This window comes from Peribacillus sp. Bi96 (assembly GCF_918698115.1).
Lineage (GTDB): Bacteria > Bacillota > Bacilli > Bacillales > DSM-1321 > Peribacillus.
On sequence record NZ_CAKKLV010000051.1, the window covers coordinates 1 to 10,299 of the forward strand.

At 35.3% G+C, this 10,299-nt stretch carries 14 protein-coding genes; 10 read left to right on the forward strand and 4 right to left on the reverse strand.

From position 1 onward, the window contains the following. Window positions 1-348: 348 nt before the first annotated feature. Both LQ203_RS26840 and LQ203_RS26845 read right to left on the reverse strand, forming a co-directional pair. Complete coding sequence (locus LQ203_RS26840) at window positions 349-507, reverse strand: hypothetical protein (RefSeq protein ID WP_230162923.1); 159 nt, start codon at window positions 505-507, stop codon at window positions 349-351. A 61-nt stretch (window positions 508-568) separates the two neighbouring features. Further along, window positions 569-760, reverse strand: coding sequence for a hypothetical protein (locus LQ203_RS26845; RefSeq protein WP_230162925.1), 192 nt, complete (start codon window positions 758-760; stop codon window positions 569-571). Window positions 761-1,069: 309 nt separating this feature from the next. On the opposite strand from LQ203_RS26845, the gene LQ203_RS26850 reads away from it, so the two are divergent. The 3 genes from LQ203_RS26850 to LQ203_RS26860 all read left to right on the forward strand — a co-directional run bounded on the left by LQ203_RS26850 (window position 1,070) and on the right by LQ203_RS26860 (window position 3,565). Beyond that, entirely contained in the window at window positions 1,070-1,828 is a 759-nt protein-coding gene (locus LQ203_RS26850; RefSeq protein WP_230162927.1) for a carbon-nitrogen hydrolase family protein, read from the forward strand. Window positions 1,829-2,354: 526 nt separating this feature from the next. After that, on the forward strand, window positions 2,355-2,744 hold the full coding sequence (locus LQ203_RS26855; protein ID WP_230162929.1) for a cupredoxin domain-containing protein: 390 nt from the start codon (window positions 2,355-2,357) through the stop codon (window positions 2,742-2,744). Window positions 2,745-3,010: 266 nt separating this feature from the next. After that, window positions 3,011-3,565: a hypothetical protein gene (locus LQ203_RS26860; protein ID WP_230162931.1), complete on the forward strand. Its 555-nt coding sequence runs from the start codon at window positions 3,011-3,013 to the stop codon at window positions 3,563-3,565. 87 nt (window positions 3,566-3,652) lie between these two features. On the opposite strand, the gene LQ203_RS26865 is transcribed toward LQ203_RS26860, so the two are convergent. Further along, window positions 3,653-5,065 carry a PQQ-dependent sugar dehydrogenase gene (locus LQ203_RS26865; RefSeq protein WP_230162933.1) on the reverse strand — a complete coding sequence of 471 codons (1,413 nt, stop codon included), beginning with the start codon at window positions 5,063-5,065 and terminating at the stop codon, window positions 3,653-3,655. Between the two features lie 461 nt (window positions 5,066-5,526). Between LQ203_RS26865 and LQ203_RS26870 the strand changes: the two genes are divergently transcribed. The 5 genes from LQ203_RS26870 to LQ203_RS26895 all read left to right on the forward strand — a co-directional run bounded on the left by LQ203_RS26870 (window position 5,527) and on the right by LQ203_RS26895 (window position 8,551). Then, entirely contained in the window at window positions 5,527-6,096 is a 570-nt protein-coding gene (locus LQ203_RS26870; protein ID WP_230162935.1) for an MOSC domain-containing protein, read from the forward strand. Window positions 6,097-6,257: 161 nt separating this feature from the next. Next, a complete protein-coding gene (locus LQ203_RS26875; RefSeq protein WP_230162937.1) occupies window positions 6,258-6,659 on the forward strand; it encodes a DUF6157 family protein in 402 nt (133 codons plus the stop codon). Window positions 6,660-7,268: 609 nt separating this feature from the next. Then, window positions 7,269-7,811: a PepSY-associated TM helix domain-containing protein gene (locus LQ203_RS26885; RefSeq protein ID WP_230162939.1), complete on the forward strand. Its 543-nt coding sequence runs from the start codon at window positions 7,269-7,271 to the stop codon at window positions 7,809-7,811. 46 nt (window positions 7,812-7,857) lie between these two features. Further along, a complete protein-coding gene (fosM, locus tag LQ203_RS26890) occupies window positions 7,858-8,280 on the forward strand; it encodes a FosM family fosfomycin resistance protein (protein WP_230162941.1) in 423 nt (140 codons plus the stop codon). Window positions 8,281-8,359: 79 nt separating this feature from the next. Then, window positions 8,360-8,551: a hypothetical protein gene (locus LQ203_RS26895; protein ID WP_356715629.1), complete on the forward strand. Its 192-nt coding sequence runs from the start codon at window positions 8,360-8,362 to the stop codon at window positions 8,549-8,551. Window positions 8,552-8,759: 208 nt separating this feature from the next. On the opposite strand, the gene LQ203_RS26900 is transcribed toward LQ203_RS26895, so the two are convergent. Continuing rightward, window positions 8,760-8,939, reverse strand: a complete 180-nt coding sequence (locus LQ203_RS26900) for a small acid-soluble spore protein H (RefSeq protein ID WP_230162943.1) — start codon at window positions 8,937-8,939, stop codon at window positions 8,760-8,762. A 138-nt stretch (window positions 8,940-9,077) separates the two neighbouring features. Between LQ203_RS26900 and LQ203_RS26905 the strand changes: the two genes are divergently transcribed. Together LQ203_RS26905 and LQ203_RS26910 are read left to right on the forward strand one after the other, a co-directional pair. Beyond that, complete coding sequence (locus tag LQ203_RS26905) at window positions 9,078-9,251, forward strand: hypothetical protein (RefSeq protein ID WP_230162945.1); 174 nt, start codon at window positions 9,078-9,080, stop codon at window positions 9,249-9,251. 73 nt (window positions 9,252-9,324) lie between these two features. Further along, window positions 9,325-9,945, forward strand: a complete 621-nt coding sequence (locus tag LQ203_RS26910; RefSeq protein WP_290370660.1) for a Type 1 glutamine amidotransferase-like domain-containing protein — start codon at window positions 9,325-9,327, stop codon at window positions 9,943-9,945. Window positions 9,946-10,299: the final 354 nt, after the last annotated feature.

Sequence of the window (10,299 nt, forward strand, 5' to 3'; positions counted from 1 at the left end):
CATTGCGCATAGCCCTATTCTAGACAAAACCCTTAATAATGCTTATTGGCAACATCAAGGGTTAGAAAATCTATATGAACGATATACAAAACTGCGTCAGACTTAAACTGAACCGCCGTATACCGAACGGTACGTACGGTGGTGTGAGAGGTCGGAGGCTAGGCGCCTCCTCCTACTCGATTTATGCAGCAAACATTTGTTTATTTCTTTCGCTGGATATTCAGGGTCAATTTCTTTAGGTGGTCTTTCCAACCGTGCTTACTCATTAAGTTTATAGCATCTCCATCAAGTCGAAATGAGAGTGTGTAATTTTGAAGCATAAAATAAAAAACCACTCAGAGTGGTTTTTTAATCGCGCATTGCTCCTGCCTCTCGGGAAGTCATTGCACCTTGTCCTTCACTTACATCTTTTAGAATTTCTTGTTTTACTTTTTGTGCATCGGTTCCGGCAAATTCTGGTTTCGTAATAGAACCCAAATTCTCTTTAGCTTGTTGATCCTGTTGCATACACGTCCTCCTCAATTTATTTATTAACAATCTTATTATTTACAAAAAAGCACTCATTATATCATATCCCGAGGATTTGAGCGAATTTACCTTTGAAAAAAGGAGGGCTTTCGTTGAACAATCGGTTTGCGCGGCAGTCACTTCCCTTTGCAATAAAAAACATTGGCCAATTTCCTGCATCTGGAGAACCTTTAGGTGGGATACTTTCCCCTGGGTAAGGATATTCCGTCCTTCTTCTGTAACTTGTTCTCATAAAGACCACCCCTAATAAATGTTCTCCTTGTTCCTTATGATTAAGAGTAATGAAATATGACCTTTTAACTTTTTGCTCCCTTATCAGAGGAGAATCAGGGGGAGAGCTGACATAGTTGTTTTTTTTTTCCTGATGTGAAGTTAAACACTTTTAAATTAAGATGTGTTTTACTTCAATTCCTAGGTTGCTGCCGCATCCTTTTTCTTAATTCAACTAACGAGGCATATCAGTTGAACAAGCCAATCAATGTCTATGCTACAATTCTTACAAGCATAGCCATTAAAATAAGTTAATGTTTGGGAGATCATTATGGGAAAAATAAAAATAGCTTTATTACATCTATTGCCTATTGCTGGTGATGTGGAGTATAACCAAAATCTAATTGAACAAGCCATTCATATAGCATCAAAGAATAATGCCGAATGGATTATAACACCAGAACTATGTGTCAGCGGACTTCAATTCAATCATAAGATAGGGACTGGATGGATTAACAGGCAACCTGATACTTGGATGAGTAATTTGAGCCGTCAACTAAAGAATTTGAAAAGCACTGTATTTTTGGGTTGCCCTGAAAAAGGCAGTAACGGAGAGTTGTATAATTCTGTGTTTATCATAGATAAAAAAGGTCATATATTAGGTAAACAGAGAAAAATCAGTGTTATTGATGATTGGTCAGCTTCAGGGGATGTAATAGAGCCAATCAAAACAGACAATGTTGAGGTTGGTATTATGATTTGTGCGGACGCATATACCAAAGATATAGCTTACAACTTATTTGAAAAAGGAGCAGAAATATTAATTGCACCGTCTTCCTGGGGTCCTGGATTACATGGTCCAGAGGGAGAATGGGAACAAAGGTCATTGGAAACAGGACTGCCCGTAATTGTCTGTAATCGTACTGGCGAAGACAAAACTGTCCGTTTTTGGGGTGCAGAAAGCATGATCATAAAAAATGGTGTACGCCTCCTAACACATCAATCAAAACAATCAGCCATACTTACATTTGAATGGGATTTACAAAGGATGGAATTAATATCCTCTCATTTCGACATCGTTTACATATGATGGGGGACCATTTACTGCATACACTACACACTTGTTGAACTAAAGGGTGCGCTCGTATTATAAGGTCGACCAGTAAAATTACTGATTGACCTTTTTTTAATAGAATCTATTATATATGATAAGAAAAAATCAGAAGGAAAACCTGCCAAAGTGTCAATCGTTGCCTGTATGAATAAGTTGCTTCATTGGATTTTTGCTTGATTTAAAAGAAAAGAAACGTTCCTAGATTTAGCTAAATTAACAGTTTTGTGAAACAGAGAAAAATCATTCATGTATTTATTAACATAACAGTCATGTTATTCAGCAAACTGGTTAGAAAATGGAACTATACTTGGATATTTATTTTAAGTAACGGGCAGTTTAGTTGCATAAGAATAGATTCCAGAAGACCGTCATTAGAGTCGATCTTTTCTTTTCACTGTTTTAGATAAAAAAGTTACTATTTGAAAGCACGTTTCAATCAAATATATAGTAATAATATTTAACGAATTGGAAAAAAATAGTGTTTAGGAAAGGAGGGATTCGAATGTCTGTGAAAAAGTGGGTAACAGGATTGGTCGTTGTGCTTGCAATGGTTGTAGTTGTGACAACTCTAGGCTCACTCGGCGTATTTGCCGAATCCAGTGCTGTAACTCAGCCTATGGAGACGGAGAAATCGATAGAGGTCGAGTTGAACGATGATTACTTTAATCCGAAAGACATCACTATTCCGAATGAAACAACCACAACGTTGATATTGAAAAACAAAGGTAAGAAAAAGCACACCTTCACACTGGAAAAGCTCGGTATTGACGCCGAGGTACAGCCAGGTCAAGAAAAAAACATTACCGTGAAACCGAAACAGCCCGGTACATATGAACTGATATGTCGGTTCCATTTCCAGGAGGGAATGGTTGGAAAAGTAATAGTCGAATAAAAAGCAGGGCCATAAGGCCTTGTTTTTTTTAATAGGCAAAGGAAATTACTTATGTTTACCCAGACATCATCACAACAGCTAACTTCCTTATGTGAACTAATGTTCTATTTTTGTATTATCGGTTAAGTTTTAAAGAGATTTTTTATTAAGCTTATTTTTCATTACTCAGGATATTGATGTTTGGATTATTAATAATTGTTCCACCTCTAATAAATGGTAAATATAATGTATGGTAACGTATAAACTATTTAAAATGAGGTGGAAAGGTGTATTTTTTAAAACCTATTTCTGATGAGGTTCGTTCATCTCAAATAATATTCAATAAACATAAAAAAACGATGAAGCTCATTTTAGGGTCTATTTTTGCCTGTATGGCTGCTATTCTACAGGCTGCTGCTGGATTTTTACCGGGTATAGGATATTTTTTAAGTCCGCTAGCCACTGCACCTATTCTGTTATGTTCCATGTTTTCCATTCCATTTGGAGTAATGTCCTACTTTCTGACAATAATGTTGTTATTCATCCTACAGCCAACTGAACTAATTGTATTTCCTTTTACAACAGGATTGTTAGGACTTGGCATAGGGGCATCCTTTTACTTGTTTAGGAAGAGATTAAGTATTATTGCTACTGGTGCAATTCTTTTAATGTTAGGAATTATGAGTCTAATATTTATTTTTCACTTTCCAGTTTTAGGTCCAGCGGTCTCTGTTTCCTTTTCATTTCTTACAACTGGCTTTTTATTTGCTTTCAGTTATAGCTGGTTATGGGTTGAAATTGCTTTAATCATTTTTAAAAGATTAAAAATGATTATCATTTAGTGATTCTCCATCACTTGGTTTAAATTTCGATTCATTAAATCCATGTAAGAGATTTATCAAGATTTAGTAGAATTTTATAGTTATGATTCATGGAACTATTTCAAAAACTTTGCCTTGGTTAAAATCATTCACTTTCATAGAGCCATAAACCGCTAAATATAATTTGGTTTGATTCAGATTCGTTCCCAAACTAACATAATAGGCTGATTGAGAACCAAAATCATAATCGGTTTGTATCACACTAAAATCATTTTGTTCACTATTTGGTCTTACCATGGTATAGGCTAAAGCCCCTCTAACCTGAGGTTGAGATTCTTTCCGGGCAAGATCAGTAAACACAACGCTTCCTGTTAAACCAGGGATTCTTTTCCCCATATAAGCTTGCACTCCTGTAAGTGCAGTTCCTTCAAACTTATCGGGTCTGGTATCTTTATGAAAATAGCTTGTTAAAGGCTGAAGACGACTCTCTGAAAGTGCTACTGCTTCATTGTAATAAGCGATCGTTTTCTCATCCAAAGTCGAATTTTCAGTGCAGCCTCTTATAATCGAAGAAGGAAAAGCACCTTCCCAACCTCGCCACCCAAAGTTTATAAATCTTTCTTTGTCAGGTTCAGAATTCATGAAAGAAGCCTGAATAAGCTGAGTAACCGGTATTGGATTATAATGAACGAATGAAAAAATCGACTCGACCAAATCCTGACCGACATTTCCCGCATATTTAATATACTGATTAGAAAACCTTTGAAATGAAATGCCTGGTATATTGCGAACCCCTTTGGCCATTACCATGAGCGTTTCCTGAATAGTTATGGGAAGTTCATTAAAACGTGTGACAATGGGTGGATTATTGATGGATATATTCTTACCTACGTCAATTTCAATTATTTTACCAGCGATTTCTAGATCGTCCTGGCTTAAGTTAAATGTATCATAGCCGGATCCACCATCTCCGGTTGTTAAAACAAGTTTTCCGGTTTCAGGTGAAAAATTTAAACTATTGACCCCATTATGATTTGAAAATGGTCTTCTTAAGTTAAGTAATGTCCGACGTTTTTGGGGTTGACCATTCGATTGTAATATCCATTCTTCAATTGTATCAATATGATCATATTGAGTTTCTCTATTTATCCACCTTAGGTTTAAAGTTCTAGGATCACATGGGTTAGGATTAATAGATTCAGAAAGAGCACCTGGTCCTTGTGTTCCAGCTAATGAATAATGAAGATAAAACAGACCGTTATAATAAAATTCGGGATGAAAGGCTAGCCCTAGCAATCCCCGTTCATCATATCCTCCACCAGAAACACCTAGTTTTAGGATTCGCGGTCGAATATCTAAAAAAGTCCTTATAACTCCGTTTCCTATGTAAAAGATCTCTCCTACCTGGGTTGCAATAAATAATCTTTCAATTGAGTCACCTGGAAGTATGGTTGTTTTCAAAACAGTAGGTAAATTTATCTTACTTACAATGGGCCGTAAACCAACCTTCACTTTAATCAAATGACTTTGCACTCCTTCTTATTGTTTTCTTTTATAAGAATATGATTAGAGCTGTCTATTAGTACCAAATTAGGTCGGGGTATCTGATAAGGCATTGCGACACTTTCCGCACGGGCGTAATTAAACTATAGGTGTGCGTTAGTTGAACTAAAATAAAATTTTTAGAATGAGGATAAATTCAAGTTATTCCATTAGAGGACGCTATTCTGGAACAAAGATAAGTTCTTAATTTTCATTTTAGGGCCATATTCTTTAATAAGGGATATCATCAGGAAAATGCGTATTTATAATGATAAGCATTCTGATACAAGTCAAATGAGAAATTATGAAATCTATTTTGTAGGTGATTGGATTGTGTCTCAAAAGGCTCTACACTATTGAGATTGTGAAAGAATGTAGTTAAACTAAAGAGGTAGGTAATTTGGATAAATATGTTAATTGTTAGTATTAGGGGGAGTTGAATGAAAAAGAATGAGGAAAAAATTGACTCGGCCAGTGGAGTAGTAATAGCTGTAAGTAAAAGTGATAAACACACATTTAGTAAGGAAAATTGCAGTCGTATAAAACTGTTGAAAGGTTTGGGCGTTGAAGGAGATGCCCATTTAGGTAAAACCGTTAAGCATCGTTCACGTGTAGCGGCTAACCCCAATCAACCTAACCTTCGACAAGTTCACTTGATCCACTCAGAATTATTAGATGAATTGAAAGATAGGTTTAATGTTACAGCTGGACAAATGGGTGAAAATATTACTACAAAAGGTATTGATCTGCTTGAATTGCCGAGGGATTCGTTACTATATATTGGGGAAACAGCAGTTATTAAAGTAACGGGCTTACGAAATCCATGTGTCCAAATTGATCAATTTAAATCAGGACTTATGAACGCAGTTTTAGACCGGGATAAGCATGGGAACTTGATACGTAAAGCAGGAATCATGAGCATAGTATTGGAAAGTGGTGAGGTTCACCCTGGAGACCTGGTTAGAATTCAATTACCACCTTTACCTCATAGCCCTCTTGAAAGGGTATAATGTTTTCAATAAAACTGTTTTTATTTTCAATAAACTAATCAAACTATCTGGTTGCTCAGGCAGCCTTTTTCTTTTGCAACTATGGGGGCAGGATGGTGGAAGAAAACGATGGTAGAATATGGTGTGATATTAATCGCACGGCTGAATAAGGAGGTTGTGAAATGAGTTTTAAAAACACACTTATTACCATTTCAGAGGATTCAAAAGTTACTGCAGCAAAGGTACCTGTCTTCAAAAACGATAAACCCACAATTTCTTATATTGAGCATGATTTAATTAATAATAACCCATATAAATTTACACAAGAAGACGTACAATTTAAAACATACTTAATCAAGAATCAAATAGAAGAGGAAAATGTAGTTGAACTTCGAGAACAGTTTTTTAAAAAATCCAAGGCTTGCTTCAGAGCTTCTCCTTTGGTGAAAAATTATGGTTGGGGAATTCATTATAATAATCAAGGGAAAATTGCTATATATGATGTTAAGAGTGAAATGTATAACCAATTGCTTAATCAAGTTGACATTACAAAACTAAATGGTATGCGTTCCAAAAGAAAATAAATACAAAATTTCTTTTTTAAACTAACGGGGCAAGAATGAAAAAAAGTAAACGAAATGCTGAAAAGTACATATGGGGAGATAATGGTGATAGGTGGCATTTAGGTGAACGTATGCCTGCTGACAACTGAAAAAAACATTATCATCAATACCCACGCCAATTTTTCTTTGTTTTTCAAAAGCAACCATTGAGTTAGATGGTAAGGAGATTACTTTCAATCCGCAAGAGGGGGTGGAAATTCTTCCTTTGGTGCCACACGCAATGTTTAACAAATGAAATAATCCAGTTGAGTTTTTGGCAACAAAAGGGGCAGGAAAGTTGAGATGAATGTTACTACTTAGTTAGTTCTAAAAGGAGAGAGGTGGGATTCCAGCGTATTAAACACAGGGTAATTTCAATGAGGTGCTAGTACAGCTCTTTTTTCTTATGGCACTAAAGGACAGGCTCATTGAATAATGATAAGATATAATTTGGATTAATATACAAAATCTTAATAAATATTGAAAAGACGCATGTTTATGTAAGAAATAGGGTTGATTTTCTTATTTATGAACGTGGAAAAAGGCGAAAAATTGGTGTTTTGAAAAGTAGTCAAGTGGAGTGATGGAATAATGTCGAAATCAGTAAAGTTGTATCAATTAAGCCGAAAGGTACATAAATGGACTGGATTAATTTTATCCGTTTTTTTTATGTTCATCGCAGTCACAGGCCTCGTGCTTGTTTATATGATACCACTCGGAGTGGCTGATGAGTTAAGAACGGGGAAAGAGGCGAGTCCAGATCAAGCGATACCCATGGAGAAGGTCGTGTCAATTGCTACGTCTCAGGGGCTTCCAGGTGTAGACTCGGTTGAAGATATATTTAGAATCGAATATAGACCAGGTGCAAATGTTTACCAGGTACGCTTTAATAACAGTCAAGGTGTTCAAGTAGATGCGAGTACGGGTAAAGTGTTATCCACAAATCCAGATTACTCAACTTTCCTCATCACTTTGCATGATGGATCATTCTTTGGCAATTGGTATAGATACACTATCCTCACAATGACCGGTTTATCCTTAATACTGCTGTCATTTTCAGGGTACTACATGTTTGGCTATCCTGTTTATAAGCGTCTATTGGCCAAAAAAAAGGCAAAAGATTTGGAGATTTAGCATTTTTAATATAATTATTTAAGTAGTCTTATTACGGGGTGGTAAAGTGTCTATAAAAGGTTTGAATCACTTTTTATTTTCAGTTTCTAATTTAGAGAATTCCATTGAGTTTTATCAAAACGTTCTTGATGCAAAATTGTTGGTCAAGGGTAGAAATACAGCCTATTTTGATTTGAATGGAATGTGGATCGCTCTGAATGTAGAAAAAGATATTCCACGTAATGAAATAAGCCAATCATACACACACATAGCTTTTTCAATAGAAGAAGCTGACTTTGTAAAAATGTACGAGAAACTAATGGAATTGAATGTAAACATCTTGTCAGGTCGTCCAAGAGATGAAAAAGATAAGAACTCTATTTATTTTACTGACCCAGATGGTCATAAGTTTGAGTTTCATACAGGTACTTTACAAGATAGAATAAATTACTACAAACAAGAAAAAGCTCATATGGAGTTTTTCGATTAATAAGTAAGGTACTGTATATAGAGTCTATTATGTATATATCGAATTTTCAGTATGATTATTAGGCGATGTTGCTCTGTCTTTGGAAGGCAGGTGCCGAAATAAATATATAGAAGAAAAAGTCAGTTTACCGATTGTACACATTGCTGATTCAACAGCAAATCAAATACAAAAGTCCAATATAAGTACGGTTGGTATACTTGGAGAAATTGGATTACTAGTAAAACCAGAGGTTTCAGAAGTGCCATTATTTGATAAGGCATTAGAAAAATAATTGGATTAGACACACTCTACTTAATTCACTCTCTTTCTTCATAAACTGACGGGTGCTTAGTTTATGAGGGAAGGGGCTATAAGGCAGCCGCAATTAACGGGGCAGATTACTTCAACAAGGTGATAGATTGTAAAAGAAGATGGTAAATGAACTTAAACTAACAAGAAACCACCACCCGAAGGCGGAGGTTTAGAAGAAATATGATAAATTACTGTTCTTTTAAGCTGGTTACAGAAACACTTTGTTTTTTATTAGGTTCATCAAGCGGATGGATTGTAGCTGTTCCATTTTGTTCATCCACGTGCTCAATGTAGATACTTTCCTCATTATAGGTTACATTAGCCATAATTGGCGAAGAAGCAATTTCTTCTGCTCGTTGTGCGTTCATTTTAGCCACCTCCTTTGGATTTTCAACAGTTATAATATTTGTTCCAAATTACTTAGATATACTTGTTGTAATTAAAATTCTTCCAAGAATCCCTTACACCCTAAAATGAACAAACGGGGAAGGTAAAGGTTGATTACAATGAATAAGAAGAACATCTTACTAAATATCGTAGGGTCACTGCTATGTTTTACTATGTTCTTTGTAGGAATGATGTATGCAGAACAAGCTCCTTTATTAATTTTAGTAGGAATTATAGGTTTAAGTGGCTTTTCTTACTTAGTTTCTCGAATTGTACTGGAAGTTGCCAAATAGAAGAAATATTCTTATTCAGGTAACAGGCTGAAGATCAGAACTGTCTTTAAGGCCGCTCTCTTTTTATGGCACTATCGGGGGAGGAAACCCTTTAGCTGGAGAACTTGATAATGTGATGAGTTATTTATCAAATCACGTTGAAGTAGGAAATAAAATCTTAGTAATTCCGTTTGCGACAGAGGATTCAAAACTTGATGGATGGTTTAGCTCTGTAAAAAAATCATTTGAGGATATAGGGATAGAGCATATTAAACTTCTCGACTATCGACTCACAAATCAAGAAATGCAAAATGAAATAAAAGACCATAATATTCTGTATTTTACTGGCGGAAGACCAGAGAAGTTAATGGAAAGTTTGATTGCAAAAGAATTGATACAAGCAATTAAAGGTTTTTCAGGATTAATGGTGGGTGTTAGTGCTGGGGCGTTAGTTTTTTGTAGAGACTGTATCATCACAAAAGATGAATATTATCCCGAAACACAAGTTATAAAAGGTTTAGAGTTAGTAGATTTTAGTGTAGAAGTTCACTATGATGGAACCCTTGATGAAGAATTATTCCCTTTATCAAACAATAGGGATATATACGCTATTCCAAATGGTAGTGCAATATTTTGGGATAACGAAGTAATTACACCTATTCACAATGTGTCGCTTTTTAGAAAAAGCAATAAACAAATTTTTGGTGAAGATTAGAAAGTTAAAATATATGAACTCCTTATTAAAATAACGGGTGCATTAGCTGAAGATCGGAGCTGTCTTTAAGGCAGCTTTTTTATATGAAAATACATTAGTAAAAAAGCCATGCTAAAATAAACCCTCCATATTCTCATTTTTTTTTGATGGGGGTAATGAACTATTGCGTTATTTTAACTGGTTATGAAGTTTGTTGTTCAGATGGAGCAATTGTATAGCCTTTCTTATTTAGGTATTCGATCATTTTTAATTCTTTGTTATTTTGTTTTTCTTCAAGGTAATTTGAGCCTAGTTCATGATAAGGTTCTCCTGTTTTTAAGATGTTGTAAGCAATCGTTACTAGTAAATGGGCAG

Bases quoted from the DNA above. Each gene is read 5' to 3' on its own strand.
- LQ203_RS26840 (WP_230162923.1), bottom strand. From the start codon at position 507: ATGCAACAGGATCAACAAGCTAAAGAGAATTTGGGTTCTATTACGAAA.
- LQ203_RS26845 (WP_230162925.1), bottom strand. From the start codon at position 760: ATGAGAACAAGTTACAGAAGAAGGACGGAATATCCTTACCCAGGGGAA.
- LQ203_RS26850 (WP_230162927.1), top strand. From the start codon at position 1,070: ATGGGAAAAATAAAAATAGCTTTATTACATCTATTGCCTATTGCTGGT.
- LQ203_RS26855 (WP_230162929.1), top strand. From the start codon at position 2,355: ATGTCTGTGAAAAAGTGGGTAACAGGATTGGTCGTTGTGCTTGCAATG.
- LQ203_RS26870 (WP_230162935.1), top strand. From the start codon at position 5,527: ATGAAAAAGAATGAGGAAAAAATTGACTCGGCCAGTGGAGTAGTAATA.
- LQ203_RS26875 (WP_230162937.1), top strand. From the start codon at position 6,258: ATGAGTTTTAAAAACACACTTATTACCATTTCAGAGGATTCAAAAGTT.
- LQ203_RS26885 (WP_230162939.1), top strand. From the start codon at position 7,269: ATGTCGAAATCAGTAAAGTTGTATCAATTAAGCCGAAAGGTACATAAA.
- LQ203_RS26900 (WP_230162943.1), bottom strand. From the start codon at position 8,939: ATGAACGCACAACGAGCAGAAGAAATTGCTTCTTCGCCAATTATGGCT.
- LQ203_RS26905 (WP_230162945.1), top strand. From the start codon at position 9,078: ATGAATAAGAAGAACATCTTACTAAATATCGTAGGGTCACTGCTATGT.